Here is a 15,745-nt window from a genome sequence, read left to right as displayed (position 1 = left end):
CGGCGGGTGTTCATACAAGATATAAATAATGCTTGACGGCAACATGGATATAAAGCCAATTATCAGATTGATGAGATACAGCAGCGTTACACGGCTTGTTACAATAGAAATCGTATTTACAGGCATAGACATAACCATATCATAATCTTTTAATCCAATAAGCACTCCTGTACTTTTAACGAATGTAAGGGTCAAAGTTGTTAAAGAGCAGACCACTACCATGAGCGTTGGTAACGCTTTGCCAAGTCCTGCTTCCGCCATGCTATTACTGAATTTTGTTATATAGATTGCAAGAATGGCAATGGCAGTAAGTCCTAAAGCGGCAACAATCGCAGAACGTTGTTTTTCCTGTTTATCGCAAGAATGAATCAATCGGTTAATCCCGAAAAGATTGTACAACTGCGTCCTTAAGAGATACTTATACTTGCCTTTCATTTTCAACTACCTCCATAAATACATCTTCAAGACTATGGCTGCCTTTGATTTCTTCCATTGTTCCACTTTCTATCAATTTACCGTTATTGATGATAGTAACCTTGTCGCACAATTTTTCGGCAACTTCAAGCACATGAGTGGAGAAAAAAATTGCTGCCCCTGCATCACATAGTTCACGCATCATCTTCTTTAGATGAAAAGATGCTTCAGGGTCAAGACCTACAAATGGCTCGTCCAACACTAAAAGATGTGGGGAATGTATAAATGCACCTATCAACGCAAGCTTTTGTTTCATACCATGCGAATAGGAGCTGATTAAATCCCCCAGACTGTCCGTTAATTTGAGAACATCTGCATATTTTTTGTATTCTTGAAACTCTTTCCTTTGCAGGGACAGAAAACATATCACACATATAGTTTAAATACTGGATGCCTGTTATATAGTCATATAAGTCGGGATTGTCTGGAATATAAGCTGTCATGGATTTGCATTTCACAGGCTCGTCCTTCACGGAATGGCCATTTACAAGGATTTCCCCCTCGTCAAAGTCCATTATCCCGACAACCGCACGGATTGTTGTTGTTTTCCCTGCACCATTCGGGGCAAGTATTTATAGACAACCACCGCAACACCGCATAAATCAAGGCTTTTAAGAAACACGAAAACTAAACACGAAGCCCTATAATCACATGGTAAACGCCTTTTCCACACGGAACGGGCGTTTTTCATTGTCCGGGCTGATGAAAGGAGCTGATAACGTGGCAGTATTCCGGGTGGAGAAAAACAGGGGCTACACGGTTATGTCAAACCACCACCTACGCAACCCCGACTTGACCCTAAAGGCTAAAGGGCTGCTTTCCCAAATGTTGTCCCTGCCGGAAAATTGGGACTACACCCTAAAGGGCTTATCCAGTATCAACAAAGAAAGCATTGACGCAATCCGTACCGCCGTATGGGAACTGGAAAAAGCCGGGTACATCACACGCAGGCAGGGACGGGACGGAAAAGGCAAAATGACCGCCATTGAATACACCATTTACGAGCAGCCACAGCCGCCGCAGTTGGAAAATCCAACCACGGATAACCCGGTGTTGGAAAATCCAATGTCGGATAACCCGACAACGGAAAACCCGGTATCGGAAAATCCAACGCAATTAAATAAAGAACTATCAAGTAAAGAATTATCAAATACGGATTTATTAAATAACCATTCCATTCCTATCCTTTCCACCCTTTCCAGACAGGAAGCGGCACAGCCGCAGGAACGGAAAGGAAACGGACACACCAACATGGACGCAGTACGGGCTTATGAGGAAGTCATAAAGGACAATATCGAGTACGCCTATCTGGTACAGGACAGCAACATTGACCGGGGTATGCTTGACGAGATTGTTTCCCTCATGCTTGAAACCGTCTGCACCCGCCGCAAGGTGGTACGCATTGCCGGGGACGACTACCCCGCCGAGCTTGTAAAGTCTAAGTTTATGAAGCTGAACAGCAGCCATATCCAGTTTGTGATTGACTGTATGCACCAGAACACCACCAAGATCTTGTCGGTATCAAGACGGACGTACTGGACCTGCTCTTTGTATGGCTCTTTATGAAGATTGGCGAAGCGTTCCGGCTCTCTCCGGGGGCTGACCTCTCCGGGAAGCTCCTACACATCATGGAGGGCGTGACAGCCGCTTTTGAAAATCCATTGCCAAGCCTTAACGGGCAGGATTTTCTTATCGGCGTTATGAGCCGCTTACTATCTCAATCGCTTCTTCATTTAACTGTATCAGTTCCTTCGCAAGGGAACTCAAAGCGATTGATAAAGCAATCCTTCAAACAGTTCAGGGACTAAACCCTGACGAGTACACGGTACTGAATTCCATTCCCGGAATCGGTAAAGTTTATTCAGCCGGTATCTTAGCCGAAATGGGCTCCATTAAGGCTTTATAGAAATGCAGCGGCAGCCCTGCCACCGCCTCCGAAAGTATCCGGACGCAGGAGTACACCGCCGTCATCTGCATGGAGGAACGTTCATTGACACGCTTGCCGCTGGTGCTGCCGCCCATGAAAAAGCTATAGGTGCTGCCGGAAGTCCTGTTCTGAGGGGCGTCCCTCGCCCTGAACAATCCGCTGAATAATCCCATAGGAACCACGCTCCTTTCCGAAAAACAGACAGACAAAAGACACCGCCGAAGCGATGCCTTCTGTCTGCCCACGCCCTGTTTAGTTAAATTGTATAGTCCAAACGGCATAAGAAAAGCACCCGCCATTTCTGGCAGATGCCCTCCTGTTCAGTATTCTATTTCTGTTTCACTTAGCTGTCTGCGGATATCCCTGCCGCCGTACATGATGCGGACAATGCTCACTGTGTTTCTGGTTTCATCCGGCAGATAAAACACAAGGTAATTATCAACAGGGAAAAAACGGAGCCCTTCGCTGTGCCACGGTTCTTCTTCGTACAGCCGGAACCGCATCGGCATCTCATCAAGAGCGCGGATTTCCTTCATGATCCGCTGCGTCTGCCCTGCTGCCGTTTCCGGCACAAGCAGTTCATATGCAATATACTCATATATATCCCTCAGATCACGCCTCGCCCCGGCCGTGTATACGATATCCCAGCTCATATCCCGTAATCCCGCCGCATTTCTTCTTCCACTGCATCTGCTGAATATACCCTGCCTTCCCGTATATCCTCCATGCCCTTTCCTATCTCTGCGTCAAACTGCTCTTTTGTAAGGGAGCCGTATGCAAGCGGCGCCTTCTTCGGCAGCTTCATCTCGAACGGGATGCCCTGCTGAAGCACGACCTGCCTTAAAAACATACCGACCGCATTTGACATCGGTATGCCAAGCTGGTCAAGCACCCGTTCCGCCTGCTCTTTGATCTCAGGCTCCACACGCGCGAATACATTTGATGTCCGTGCCATTTAAACCACATCCTTTCACTATATAGTATACCGCTTTTGCTTGCGGTATGCAAGCGTTCCGCTTGATTTTTGTATGGATGCACAAATCAGAACACCAAAAGTCCGCGGGAATCGTACACGCTTTCGGATGTCTGGTTCCCACAGCGCACCGCACGGTCAAGCCCCATGATCGTGGCCACCGCGCCGTCAATCTTCTCGGTGGACTTTTCCTTGTCTGCCTTAATATTGCCTGCGGGGTCGGTGCGGATGAAGATGTTGTCCATCATCCACCGAAGGACCGGATGCCCGCCGTGGGCAATCATCTGCTCCAGCACCAGCTTCATCAGCTCCTTTGTGGGTGGGGACATATCCTTGAATGGGAACGTCCTTCAGCATCGCCCTTGCGATGGATATCCGCTGCTTCTCCCCGCCGGAAAGGGATGCGCCGCCTTCCCCGATCACCGTATCGTACCCATCAGGAAGGGCTTCAATGAAATCTGCACAGCAGGCTTTCCTTGCCGCCTCCACCACTTCTGCATGGGTCGCCTGCGGACGGCCGAATTTGATGTTGTTCTCAATCGTGTCTGCAAATAAATATACATTCTGGAACACCATGCTGATCTGCTCCATCAGGGACTCCAACGTATATTCCCGCACATCCTTCCCACCGATCTTCACGCTGCCGCTGTCCACATGCCTCTCTGTGAAGGGTGGGTATACAGGCTGTTCATCTTCTCGTTAAAATATGCCTTGTACTCATCCAGCGTCATGTCCTTTTGGGAAAGGGTTTCTTTCTCCGCAACCTTTCCTGCGAATCCGGCATCTGCCCGCTTTTCTTCCTTCCTCACGCCCTCATAGCTTTTTGCCCTATAATAGCCGCCATAAACTGTACCTACTTCCATTGTCATATACTCCTCCATTATTTTTGTCAGCCCCTCTGTCGTTCAGAGCCGCATCTGCTCCCTTGTAATAAGTCCGAGCGGTTCATTGTCTCCATGCAAATATACCTGTTAACCTCCCCGGCCAAATTCCTATCGGCCTTCACCTCCTCTCACTGATCTGCCGGAATGCCTGCCCTGTCCGGCGCGACTTTGGCGACCTCGCTTTTCCGCAGGGCGAGGAACTTATTCCCCATATAGACGCCCTGCGCCGCATCCTATTATCCTCTCCCGGAGGGAATCAGACAGCTTCCATTCCTTTTTGGATGATGCCTTTTGGATGCCCGCTTGATGGCTTTTTGCTATTCCTGTTATATCCATTTCAATCGCCTCTCTCAGTTTTGCCGGAAAACCGGGGATGCCCGCCCTGCTTTGTCGGGCTGTGGCTTATTGGAGATATGCTATTGTAGAACCGTATGCATTTATTATCTTTGTACCTTCTTTCTGATGATCATAGAAATCAGCATGGTCACTATTCCTAAAGCGAGATAAACCGCCGCATACAAAACAAATGCCATTTCACCCATATCAAAGAATATCCATGTGCCGATCAGGAACAGCACCGCAGAAATAACTGGCAGACTCCACAGATGCTTCATATCTTTTCCTGCAAAAACGCCGAATATCACGGAGTATAACGGATTAAGTGCAAAAAACAAAAGAAAACATACGGCCATTCCTGCATCGCCTTTTACTAAAGTAACCGCAAGCCACGGCAATGCCAGCATGACTACCGCTGAAACCGCCAACCACAATATAATATTCTTTTTCATAATGCTGCAGAACCCCCATCATTTTTTTATATTGCAACTGCTTCCCTGCTGAAGCCTGTTCGTCCTCTGTGCCTTATTGGGGATATGTAGCCGTGGCAGACCTCCCCCGTTACTGTACCATCAATACCAAAACTTCGATGTCAGCTCCCGGTTTATGATAGATGATAGGAAATTGGGGTGATTACTCTGGAACATTTTCAGGCTTTCAAGGAAAGCCGTCATGCTTTCCGTTTTTATGTCCACAAAGGTTGCATCCAGCTCCCGGTCTTTCACGTTTTTCTCCACATATTCCTCCGACTGTTTTTCGTAAGTATCAACCATCGAAGGGTCTTTCTTTACTGCGCCTGCATACCAGTTCGTAAGGTATTTCAATGAACTAAGCCCGCCATCATCGTTCTGGCCCATCTTCTGGTACTCGGCATATGCGTCCTTATCCATCGCCTGCATCATGCCAAGCGCATTTGTGGTCTGGACAAGGCCGCTGCCATGCCCAAGATACCTGGCTTTTGCAACGCCGTAATTCATGTCCCCGCTGCTGTCGGCTTTTCCTGCGCTTGCCAGTTTTGCAATGGACTCCATCGCTTCCAGAAATGCCTCCCTGCTTTCCTCCGGGATAAAGTTCTGTGCCGCATATTCTGCTTTCTTCATGCCGAGTGAGATATTCGCCTGCCGCTCTTCCTCTGTCATAGAACCGCTGCTCCCCACAAGGAAATTCTGCCGGATGATGTCATACACAAATCCCTTCTCCTCTTTGCCGCAGTTCTCCAAAGCAGACGCAACCGCCTTATCTGCGCCATACATACCCGAATATGCCGGAAGGTCACTCAGGGAATTGTCAATCTGCACGATATCCTTTTGGAACGCCGCATTTTTCGCTTCCATTGCTTCCTTATCTTCCGGCACCATGCTGCCTTTCTTTCCTTCCACGAGGGCTGCCATACCGTCTCCCGAAAATTCCACAATGACCGCATCCCCATACTGTGAACGGATGTCTTTCATTGCCTGCAGGGTTTCTTCCCTTGACATCTTATCCATTACCTTGTTGCCATGCTCATCCGTGGTGTTAAATTCATACTTTACAAGGGTATCCTTCTTATATGCACCACTCCCATATGAGGGAATATTTGTTGTTCCTCTGTAAAACCGGCTGTAATCGATATTCATAATGTGCACTCTCCTTTACTTTGTTTTGATTAAATCCTTTATCATTTAGAGCTCCCCCACACCTCCGCAAAGGCATAAATTTATGCACCTCTGCGGAATAAGGTGTAAAGATCATATCTTCATATCCAATCTGCTACCCGAAGATGATTTTTTAACAAACGTATTGCCACTTTTGACAAGCTGGCTTTCTACGAATTCCCTTGTAACGCCGTCCAGTATTCTGGAATCAAACGGATCACCTTGCTTCCAGTTGGGATTAGCTGCCTTTACCGCATCATAAAAAGCCTTATTATATGCTTTTTCATATTGCCCAAGCGTCCATGTACCTTTCAATCGGTCATCAAGCTTAATGCTTTTTTGATACGCCGTATACAGTGATGTCCTTTTGGTTGTATCCCCATTCGCAACACCATTTTCTTGTATGAACTCCCTTTTGACCATATCAAACATCTCTTGCCGCCAGTCTTCGGAAACATCTATAATCTGATTATATTCCGAAGGACTTTTTCCATCCACGCACATTCCTGCTACACCATACGCATTAAGGAAATTCCCATTAGAGTCATATAATTTCATGTAATTTTTAATGATAGTATCCCGTCCGCCAAATGTTTCATAAATCAGCCGCTCCTTATCGGACATGGTTGCTTCATTTGCAATGATGGCACTCAAATGATCCCTTTCAACAGCCTTATACTGTGCGCTGCTTTTATTGATACTACTGTATCCTCCAGAACTCCCTGCATTGAAACTAATGTTCATTGATATCATCCTCCTTATTGAAAATATTTTTTGCCAACCTTGGCCTGCATATAAAGAGGCACTTTCTTATATACCTCTGCGGAATAGGGTTGGAACATTATATCTTCAAATCCAGATTCGCACCCACCTGTGCCTGTTCTTTTACAGTGGTTTTGCCCGCATCCTCTTCCTGGGCAGCTTCGATGATTGTTTTCATATCTGTGTCATTCAGATAAATCGTGCCATCTTTGGAAGCAGTCATTTTTTCTTCTAAGAGTTGCTCTGCTTTGTTCGGAGTTGTTGTTCCATCTTCCTTTACTACTTTCTTTTCTTCCGACTTTTCGCTTTCCTCTGCCTTTTCCTCTAATTTCTCCGCAAGCTGCTCCGCATTTTCACGGGCTTTTTCTCTTGACTTCTCAATCCGCTCTTCGGCGTTTTCCTGCGCTTCTTTGCGGAGTTTTTCGTTTAACGCATCTTTTCTAACTGAAACAGTAAAATTACTGTAATTTCCATTCTCATCTAAATATGCATGACGGCATACAACTGTACTTCCAGTTGCTGCAAAAAAACTATCTACATACTTATGTGCAGCTTCCACATCTTTCAATCTCTGCGTATATTCTTTTGCTGCCTTTGGATCATTCTGCATCTTCTCTAAAAGTTTCGGGTTAATATTCAAAACATCTACTTTACCATCATTTTTTGTATTAACCCCATAGCCGACTTGCAACTTCATATTAGGAAACTGTTTCTGCAAATTATTAAGGTATTCCTCATTGCCGCCACTCTTTGCTGCTTCGGCGTTTTTCTCTGTAGCCGCTGTTTCCTCTTTCTTTGCCGCTTCCTTCCTTGATGAAGCATATGTGTTTTCATAAACACTGCTGTAATTGCTCACTCCTGTAATTGCCATAATCATATCCTCCTTAAAATTTAATTCCTTTTACCTATAATATTTTGAACAATGCCATCACCCAATCGTCCTTTTGTCTTATGTAGGGAATCCGAACTACCTCATCCGCTGAATCGGTTTCATATAAACATGACTGCGCTCCGCATAAAAAACCGGGAAGTTTATAAAATCCTCCAAAGACAATATAAATCTGCCCCTCTGCATTGTTTTTTCCCAAAAATGCCTCAAATGCCTCCCTGTCCACATAAACATAACTGTCATCATAAGAAATCATCTGATCCAATCTGCTATCATGATTTGAAATGGTAACTCCATCTTCACCGACATACTCATATACCAGTATGCTTTCATCTTCCCTGAATTGGGCATAAGAACAGCTATGTATGACGAGTAATGCCGCACCTGTTACTGCTACCAGAACTGCTACCATGCACATACACAGTTTTTTCCGGTATGGGTGGAAACCTGCAATCTTCCCCATCCGCCTTTTCATGCCTATAAATTCACTTTCCCCTGCATAGGTAACGGCGGGCGGTACATTCTCCGATTCAGAGAGCAGCAGTTTTAGAGTTTTCAGCAATACCAGCCCATACTCATGTGCCGTCTTCCCACTGTTCTGTATGCACACCCTGTCGCAGATATCTTCCATATCCGCTCTGAAATGTTTCTGGAATACTGTCAGGAACGGGTTCATCCACAAAAGGCACCGCAGCATATCCCACGCAAGCCCGAACCATAAATGCCCTAACCGGATATGTGTCTGCTCATGCTGTATAATGGCTTTTAATTCCTCCCGGCTGTAGCTGTCCGCCATTGTTTTTGGCAGGACAATCTTCGGTTTCAGCAGGCCGATTGTGAATGGCGTAATATTCATGTCAGTAACACTGATCCTGATGCCATCAAAAAAGACTTTTTCCATTCCGGCAACCAGCCTCCGAAGGCGCAGCCGCTTTCCAAAGACACAGATAACGGCTACCAGAATACCCATTGTATAAATACGGCCAACCCACAGGCAGGACATAGTTCCCTTTGTCATCCACCATGTCGCCTTACATATGGCTGCATTTTCATAAAACAGCTTCAGCTTCCCAAGAAATGGGGTGACCAGAAATACTGCCCATAGCATCCCTTTCAAAAAAATCCGTTCTGAAAAAAGCATTTTCCGGAGCAGCATCACAAGCCCGGTCAGTACAAGTGAAAAGGCGGCGCACCGCACAAGCTGTGTTGTCAGATATACTGCGCATAAATCCAGAAAGCTGCCAATCCATTGCCAGTCAGGCATCAGTCCCACCCTCTTTGTCCGGAGATTCCGCATTCTGCCCCTTGCTTTTCTCCAGAATCTCCTCCAGTTCCTTTATCTGTTCATCCGTCAATGCGAAGCTCTGCAGCAGTGCCGCCATTGCATTTGTACCGCTGCCGGAAAAATAGCTGTCCACAAACTTCCTGCTTTTCTCTTTCACGCATTCCTCTTTTTGTCTCAGAACATAGTAGTGGTAAACCCTTGAATCATGCTCATCCACGGTATAACCAAGGATATCTTTCTGGTTCAGGCGGTTCATCAGCACCCGCACCATTCTCATAGACATATCCACATTCCCCTGCATCCTTTTGTAAACCTCGGAGGATGTCAGCGGCATATCGCTCGCCCAGAGAACTTCCATGATCTGCCATTCGCTCGGTGTAATCTCTTCCTTTGCCATATCTCTGCCTTCCTTTCGTTTTATTTCGTCACTTTATATATCGGTCAATTATTATTAATTGTTAAGAGCCGTTGACGCTTTTGCATGATATGGGTATGGACAGAGGGCAGATTATGGGAAATTACTTCCCCACTTTCCAAGTGATTTCCCTTACCAGGCCGCCCGGCCTGCCTACAGAAAAAAGCAGACCGCCGCATATGGCGGATGAAGTCCATAGTGCGGCGGTCTTGCTTATTATCCTTTTATTTAGTTCAACATAATGCAGGCATAAACTTGGCAAACAGATATAACCCCTCTGAACCCGCATTGACTTCATGCGGCACACCAGCCTGCATGATAGATATTGTACCGGGTTCATACGGAATGGCGTTGCCTGCATTTACACACTTTCCGTTGCCCATTATCACTTCATGCGTTTCTAACTGCGTTTCATGGATATGGTTCCCAATACTGCACCCTGAAGCAATCCGCACCAAATGGTAGCTGAACTTCCCCTCTGTGTCCTTTGCCGTGATGATGTGCTTCAGTTCCACGCCTTCAAATGTTGGATGCTTTGACCATTCGATCTCTGCAAAGCCAGCCTCCTTTTCCGGCAAAACTAATTTTCCATTGTTAAATAATTCAAATGTATCCATCCTGCACCTCCGATAAAATATGTGATCTGCCTTACGTTTCAATCATATTCTTCGGAAGCTGCCATGTCTTGTAAAAAATTGCCCTATGTACTCTTCACTATCTGCTTTTTTGAATGGATATATTCTGACGGGGATATCCCGACAATCTTCTGGAAAGCCTTGTCAAAATGGCTCTGGTCGTAAAATCCCATTTCCGCGGCGATCCTGCTGATTGTTTTTTCCTCATCCAGCAACCCCTGCGATTTCCTTATGCGGTTCTGGATACAGAACTGGTGCGAGGTCATTCCGACACTGTTTTTAAATTTCCTTATGAGATAATATTTACTGACAAAAATATCTGCCGCCAATGTTTCTACGGACAATTCTTGTTCCGGGTGACTTGTAATTTTATTAGCCAGAATTTTTATGCCTGCATCCATCTCTTTCTGTCCGTTATCCTGGAGACCGTAAACCGTCCGTACGGAAGTTAGCAGCTTTTCCCTTTGCCCCCTTCCGAAAATGTCCTGCGCTGCCGCATCCCTTAACAAACCCTGAACAATCCCCCCTGCCGTTTCCATATCAGTCTCTTTTATAAAGGCAGTCCCTATGCACATGGACAGCAGATGCGCGTCCCTTCCCTGACACACGGAATGCATGGCATAAGGGGGAATGATAAACACATCCCCTCTGTGGCACACCACTTCCCTGTTCTCCAAGCAAACTGCCACCGTTCCCTGCATGACCACCGATATGACATAATGCCCTACATGGTTATGGGAGCCAAAGTGCTTATCAATATTCTCCGACAACACGAACTCGATTGGGTATTTATCACACTGATAATATCGCATACGGCTTTCACTCCTATCCTGTTAACGAATAATTATCTTTTCACATATTCTAACAGATAAGTGATACTTTCTCAATAATTCTGACGTTATTTCATCTCCCTGAACGTGCCCGCCATTCCTCCTGCAAAGCTCCACTAGTGCTGCATATAGGATTTCAGCTTTACCGTACTTTGCCGATATACCACACATCATTGATGGATTATCAAAATGCTCCATGATTGTGAAAGCGGCACAGTAACCTCTCTCCATCCCAGCAGAAATACCCTTATCCATAGGATTCAGAAATCTAGCAACTCCCCGGTAAAAGGGACACGCAAAAACTTACACAAGAATACAAATCATGAATTGTTAGAACTTTTTTCGTTGTTTTCAATTTGAGGCTTGCCACTACCCACCTATAGAGCTATAATAATTCAATAATTTCTTGAAATAAAGCAAAATTTTTAAATTAACCAGATAAGGAGAGTAACCGATATGCAGGAGTTTATTACACCACCAAACCATAAAGGATTTTCTGCCAAAAGACTTTTTGAAGAAAATGGTAAAATTAAATGGGGCGCAATTGCCTATATTGAAAAAGGCGGCGGTGGCCCGGAGGGAAATCATACACATAGCGATAATCATATCTTCATCGTAGTTGACGGCGAAGCAAAGGTTATTCTTGATGACAAGGAAGTGATTGTCAAAAAAATGAATCTTTCTTTGTAGATGGCATGGTACCACATTCTATTTGGAATAATACAGACCAAACAACTATTGTAATCAAAATATCTACAGAACGGGAGTAAAGCGTATAATAATATCAAGTAGCAGGAAAACCATGATAGACTTTCCTGCTATTCTTTATCATTTATCCATTTAATTTTTACCGTTTTTCTCATATACAAACACGGAAACTCTGTATATTATCACGGAAACCCTTATACTATCACGAAAACTCCCATCCTGTTTCCGTGATAATACAGGCAGTTTCCGTGTTTGTATAAAGGTTTTGCCTGCGAGTATCGACTTTTGCGTGATAGTATAGAGTTTTGCCTGTTAGTATCCGAGTTTCCGTGATAATAACCGACTTTTGCCTACGAGTATATACTATCAGGCAAAAGAACCCCAGAACAACTGTTTGCACCCTCGCTAATGTAAAAATGCCCCTAAAAGCACACGGAAATAATGTAAAATTGAAACCTATGTAGTGCCGAAAGTGCCGTGTTTACGGGCTTTTTCGGCTTTCCGTGTCCGTATCTGCCGGAAACTAAGACACCGTTGGGTACTAGAGATATTGCTCCCAACGTTAGAACTTTGCCAATTATATTTATATAGTTTCTTTTCTAAATTTTATCTTTATATTTTTCATACAAATGCTCAACAACCATAAGATTAAAACGAATCATTATATTCCATTCACTATTATCAAATTTCAACGGCTCATGAATTGCTCTGTAATGTGCAATTGAATTTCTTTGTTTATAATACCATCTTTCAATTTTGATATTATTATCATATTTATTCTTTACCTGCTCTAACTCTGATGTAATATGTAAGTTGCTAATTTCTTTAAAAATATCAGATATGGCACTTTCCTCATTTGGCCGCCAAGATATTTTATCTTCAATCTCCCTTGCCACATCAAGCATTGTTAAGGGCGTATTTAATACATTATAAAACTCTTCCAATCTAATAACATGAAATAAATGTTCTATGCATCTGTACGTTTCTAAAAAACTATGATTCCATTGGTTTGCCAATAAAGCTAATACTATATTGTGAAATGGTATTTTATTATTCCCATTCAAGATAATTTCTTCCAAAATATCTAATGTCCTGTCTTCCCTTTTCAAAGACTCTACTTGCAACTTTTTCAGCAAATAATACGCATACGAATCATAAGGGTTCTCAATACTCAAACTACTCGTTTCTGGAATTTCATAAAAAACAATATTCTCAAAACACTCTATTAAATCATCTAAATTATGCCCATGATATGCTTCATCTTCTGGTTGGCAAAGTACATTGTTATATATTTCAATTGGTTCCTTTGTATGACTCACATTAGCATTAAGAACAAAAACTGAATATACAAACATTGCCAAATCTACTTCACACTGAATAAGTACAGCGTCTGAAAAATTTATTTTAGTCTCCCCAATTATAACCAGCATATTTTTTCCATTATATTTAACTATTGAAAAATTTGCATTGGGAATAAAATCTTGCATATATACTGTACTCATTGTATCCAGCATACATTTATCAAACTGTTGAAAATCAATATAGCATTTGCTCAAATCAAAGCCGTATGTTGAGTCAGCAGAAAGCACATAATCTGCTAATAAGCGAAAAATCTTCTCACTAGCTTCTCTTCTTGTAACTCCCAACTATATTGCCCTCCAACAAATACCTAATGTATTCACTTCTCCATTCTCGTCAATCAACACTTTAAATGCTTCATAAAATAGTTCTCTTTCATAATCTCCGACTTTTGACATTTTTCTTTCCATCTTTTGATTTAGAGTTGCAAAATCAATATAATCTAAAACGTCTTCATCACTTTTAGCTTTAAGATTTTCTGACACATTGTTTATTGTATCAAAAAACACCCTTTTGCACTCATCTATTTTCTCTTGGCTTCTTTCATCACCCGGTCTACCAATTATTTTTTCCCCCGCAGCAGAAATAAATCCTATTCTTGCCGGTTGACTAGCAAACAGGTCTTTTCCGGTTTTAAATTTGCTGGTATTTTCTTCTTCGCTTTTTTTACATTTCGTATCAATAAGAATATCCAAATTCACCATGTTTTCCAATACTTCACAAAACAAATTAACTAAGTCTATTTCTCCACTACTTTGTAAAAAATCATGTCTTGTAAATTCATCTGTTAATTTTTCTTTGGTATTAATTTTCCATGTTCTAGCTCCAAATGCCAAAAAAAGCTCAACTAAATCTCCCGCTTGATATTGTCCCCCTTTACTTCGTCTGGAAGAATCAGAAATAGTTATTACTTCTATATTATTTACTTTATCACGTATTTCCTTTATAATTCCCGAAAAAATAACTTCAATTTGCCGCCTAACGTTCCACGGAACTTGTCCTGTATTCAAAACAAGCATCCTATATAATAAACTATTGCTATTATCAGAAATCCAATATTCTACTCTTATCTCTCTTTTGTTAACATCTTCTTTCTCAGAAACAGCTTTCAAAAGAGCAGTTGTTCTTTGCATACCATCAATAATGCTCAATTGATCTATAATTATTTCATTTTTTAAATCCTCATCCGTAGCATTCCCCTTTACAATTTCATCATACCTATCTCCACTTACAACCGCTCCAACCACAATGGGCGGAAGGATAGTCCCACCCTTAATATCTTCTATCATCCTATTTCTTATTGAAATCGCCGTCTTTTGTTTTAATGCTTCCCGTTGCCCGGAAATACCGCCTCGGTTACTATATGCTTTTTCAACCAAACCTAAATAATCAGAAACTGTCATTCTTGTTAATATTGAAATACACTTTAACTTACCATCTAATAAAATATCCATAGTTTTCTCCCATTCATCATATTGCTTATCTTTCCTAGCAAATCAATTTCTATACATATATTACCACATTTATTGCTTTCTTACTATTTCTAATTTTAAGAACACATTTGTATAATGATTTCGATAACAGTTGTAAACAAACAGGCAATACTCCAAACTATCACGGAAACTCTCATACAAACACGAAAAAGCGGGGCCCACCACCCACCGTGATGAACCCCACCAAGCCTAAAATCCCTTGATTTTAAGCCATTCTTCAATACTTTTGTCTGCGAGTACCCAAATTCCTATGGCATCAATTCAAGATTGCCGCCTGAGCGGCTGTTAATGATTTTTTCAAAAGCATCAGAGCCAACTTCCAAAAGTGACCACGGGGGTTCACTTTTTTGACCACTGGGTTCAAAACGACCTATGGGGTGTTCATTTTTCTGACCACGGGGTTCAAATGCTCTTTTGGGAGGGTTCAAAAGTGAACACCCCCTCTGCCGACTATGCCTCAGATTCTCAAACCGGTCAAAAAGCAAACAAGAGATTCCAGCAACAACCAATGTGCCGGAACCCCTTGTTTTCAGCGGTTTTCCCTATATTCTGTTCATTCCCTTTGTATCAATTAAGCGGTTTACATTTCCGTGAAATGGGTCGGGTTGGGGAAACCGTTGCAGTGGGCGTAATCTTCCAACATGGATTTCTGAGATGTATTGTATAAAGGGTGGTTTCACTATCCAAATACACATTGGCTGACGGTTCATTTGTGGCAGAATGACACAGGCAGGAAAGGCGGTGATTGACCAGCAGGAAGGAACCGAAGCGGGAGCGTCCGGGGATGACCTGGGCGCTCCGTTCTCTTTATAGGCCCTCTGCTAGGGCGCACTTACCCACCACCTGCCAGGGCGCGATGGTGGTACTGCCTGACGGCAGCCGTGCGCCCTCCGGGGGCGGCTCCGCCGGGGTGTCCTCCCCTGCCGATATATACCAGCAGACGCTGACGGCGGCTTGTGCATCGGGCGGAGCTGCGCCGATGCACTGGGGGGGCTTGGGGGCCGTCGGCCACCAACAAGCTGCGCCGGGTATATACCGGGGCATTGCTTGCTACTACTGTCAACGCCTGTTAGGGCTGTTTCACGAAGAAATATAAAAATAAAATAAAGCTCTCTAAAAAGCCAACTTAGGTTTTGTACTC

Annotated in this window: 18 protein-coding genes and 6 pseudogenes; 3 read left to right on the top strand and 21 right to left on the bottom strand. The window is 43.5% G+C overall.

Features of this window, described 5'->3' with window-relative positions:
- Both D7Y06_RS20340 and D7Y06_RS28380 read right to left on the bottom strand, forming a co-directional pair.
- On the bottom strand, positions 1-435 hold a 435-nt coding region (locus D7Y06_RS20340), incomplete at its 3' end, for a hypothetical protein (RefSeq protein ID WP_199714813.1).
- Positions 419-1,034 (bottom strand): annotated as a pseudogene (locus tag D7Y06_RS28380) (ABC transporter ATP-binding protein); the annotation flags it as partial. The pseudogene D7Y06_RS28380 and the gene D7Y06_RS20340, both read right to left, overlap by 17 nt.
- Positions 1,035-1,194: 160 nt before the next feature.
- On the opposite strand from D7Y06_RS28380, the pseudogene D7Y06_RS20330 reads away from it, so the two are divergent.
- A pseudogene (locus D7Y06_RS20330) lies at positions 1,195-2,001 on the top strand (DUF6017 domain-containing protein); the annotation flags it as partial.
- A pseudogene (locus D7Y06_RS28375) lies at positions 1,995-2,210 on the top strand (VirD4-like conjugal transfer protein, CD1115 family); the annotation flags it as partial. The pseudogenes D7Y06_RS20330 and D7Y06_RS28375, both read left to right, overlap by 7 nt.
- Positions 2,211-2,373: 163 nt before the next feature.
- Here the strand turns inward: D7Y06_RS28375 and D7Y06_RS28370 are convergent.
- The 16 genes and pseudogenes from D7Y06_RS28370 to D7Y06_RS20240 form a co-directional block, all read right to left on the bottom strand.
- Positions 2,374-2,574: pseudogene (locus D7Y06_RS28370) on the bottom strand (phage portal protein); the annotation flags it as partial.
- Between the two features lie 147 nt (positions 2,575-2,721).
- Positions 2,722-3,054 carry a type II toxin-antitoxin system RelE/ParE family toxin gene (locus tag D7Y06_RS20315; RefSeq protein WP_016289662.1) on the bottom strand — a complete coding sequence of 111 codons (333 nt, stop codon included), beginning with the start codon at positions 3,052-3,054 and terminating at the stop codon, positions 2,722-2,724.
- A complete protein-coding gene (locus D7Y06_RS20310; protein WP_016289663.1) occupies positions 3,051-3,356 on the bottom strand; it encodes a type II toxin-antitoxin system RelB/DinJ family antitoxin in 306 nt (101 codons plus the stop codon). Before D7Y06_RS20310 ends, D7Y06_RS20315 begins: the two co-directional genes overlap by 4 nt.
- Positions 3,357-3,442: 86 nt before the next feature.
- Positions 3,443-3,712 (bottom strand): annotated as a pseudogene (locus D7Y06_RS20305) (terminase TerL endonuclease subunit); the annotation flags it as partial.
- Positions 3,711-4,028: pseudogene (locus tag D7Y06_RS20300) on the bottom strand (ATP-binding cassette domain-containing protein); the annotation flags it as partial. The pseudogenes D7Y06_RS20300 and D7Y06_RS20305, both read right to left, overlap by 2 nt.
- Positions 4,010-4,243, bottom strand: coding sequence for a hypothetical protein (locus D7Y06_RS20295; protein WP_243119420.1), 234 nt, complete (start codon positions 4,241-4,243; stop codon positions 4,010-4,012). The gene D7Y06_RS20295 and the pseudogene D7Y06_RS20300, both read right to left, overlap by 19 nt.
- Before the next feature lie 216 nt (positions 4,244-4,459).
- Positions 4,460-4,594 (bottom strand): hypothetical protein, encoded by a 135-nt coding sequence (locus D7Y06_RS27710; RefSeq protein ID WP_256387242.1) that lies wholly within the window; start codon positions 4,592-4,594, stop codon positions 4,460-4,462.
- Positions 4,595-4,698: 104 nt separating this feature from the next.
- Complete coding sequence (locus D7Y06_RS20285; RefSeq protein ID WP_120409485.1) at positions 4,699-5,046, bottom strand: hypothetical protein; 348 nt, start codon at positions 5,044-5,046, stop codon at positions 4,699-4,701.
- Between the two features lie 120 nt (positions 5,047-5,166).
- Positions 5,167-6,210 carry a hypothetical protein gene (locus tag D7Y06_RS20280; protein WP_120409484.1) on the bottom strand — a complete coding sequence of 348 codons (1,044 nt, stop codon included), beginning with the start codon at positions 6,208-6,210 and terminating at the stop codon, positions 5,167-5,169.
- A gap of 111 nt (positions 6,211-6,321) precedes the next feature.
- Positions 6,322-6,972, bottom strand: coding sequence for a DUF3879 family protein (locus tag D7Y06_RS20275; protein WP_120409483.1), 651 nt, complete (start codon positions 6,970-6,972; stop codon positions 6,322-6,324).
- Positions 6,973-7,069: 97 nt separating this feature from the next.
- Entirely contained in the window at positions 7,070-7,861 is a 792-nt protein-coding gene (locus tag D7Y06_RS20270) for a DUF6033 family protein (protein ID WP_120409482.1), read from the bottom strand.
- Between the two features lie 34 nt (positions 7,862-7,895).
- Positions 7,896-9,143, bottom strand: coding sequence for a M56 family metallopeptidase (locus tag D7Y06_RS20265; protein WP_120409481.1), 1,248 nt, complete (start codon positions 9,141-9,143; stop codon positions 7,896-7,898).
- Positions 9,136-9,561 (bottom strand): BlaI/MecI/CopY family transcriptional regulator, encoded by a 426-nt coding sequence (locus tag D7Y06_RS20260; RefSeq protein WP_004066243.1) that lies wholly within the window; start codon positions 9,559-9,561, stop codon positions 9,136-9,138. Before D7Y06_RS20260 ends, D7Y06_RS20265 begins: the two co-directional genes overlap by 8 nt.
- Positions 9,562-9,812: 251 nt before the next feature.
- The gene (locus D7Y06_RS20250; protein WP_120409479.1) at positions 9,813-10,196 is read right to left on the bottom strand and encodes a cupin domain-containing protein; all 384 of its coding nucleotides are present in this window, start codon (positions 10,194-10,196) and stop codon (positions 9,813-9,815) included.
- A gap of 83 nt (positions 10,197-10,279) precedes the next feature.
- A complete protein-coding gene (locus D7Y06_RS20245) occupies positions 10,280-11,026 on the bottom strand; it encodes a helix-turn-helix domain-containing protein (RefSeq protein WP_120409478.1) in 747 nt (248 codons plus the stop codon).
- Between the two features lie 21 nt (positions 11,027-11,047).
- Positions 11,048-11,299, bottom strand: a complete 252-nt coding sequence (locus tag D7Y06_RS20240; protein WP_120409477.1) for a hypothetical protein — start codon at positions 11,297-11,299, stop codon at positions 11,048-11,050.
- Between the two features lie 201 nt (positions 11,300-11,500).
- Between D7Y06_RS20240 and D7Y06_RS20235 the strand changes: the two genes are divergently transcribed.
- On the top strand, positions 11,501-11,734 hold the full coding sequence (locus D7Y06_RS20235) for a cupin domain-containing protein (RefSeq protein WP_199714812.1): 234 nt from the start codon (positions 11,501-11,503) through the stop codon (positions 11,732-11,734).
- A gap of 617 nt (positions 11,735-12,351) precedes the next feature.
- Here the strand turns inward: D7Y06_RS20235 and D7Y06_RS20230 are convergent.
- The 3 genes from D7Y06_RS20230 to D7Y06_RS20220 form a co-directional block, all read right to left on the bottom strand.
- Positions 12,352-13,398, bottom strand: coding sequence for a hypothetical protein (locus D7Y06_RS20230; RefSeq protein WP_120409476.1), 1,047 nt, complete (start codon positions 13,396-13,398; stop codon positions 12,352-12,354).
- Positions 13,399-14,565, bottom strand: a complete 1,167-nt coding sequence (locus D7Y06_RS20225) for a hypothetical protein (protein ID WP_120409475.1) — start codon at positions 14,563-14,565, stop codon at positions 13,399-13,401. It abuts the gene before it with no gap.
- A 287-nt stretch (positions 14,566-14,852) separates the two neighbouring features.
- Entirely contained in the window at positions 14,853-15,032 is a 180-nt protein-coding gene (locus tag D7Y06_RS20220; protein ID WP_120409474.1) for a hypothetical protein, read from the bottom strand.
- Positions 15,033-15,745 lie beyond the last annotated feature (713 nt).

The sequence above is a fragment of the Roseburia sp. 1XD42-69 genome (assembly GCF_003612565.1).
Lineage (GTDB): Bacteria > Bacillota > Clostridia > Lachnospirales > Lachnospiraceae > Roseburia_B.
The sequence above is the reverse complement of the archived record's forward strand: the minus strand, read 5'-3'. Positions and strand labels throughout refer to the sequence as shown.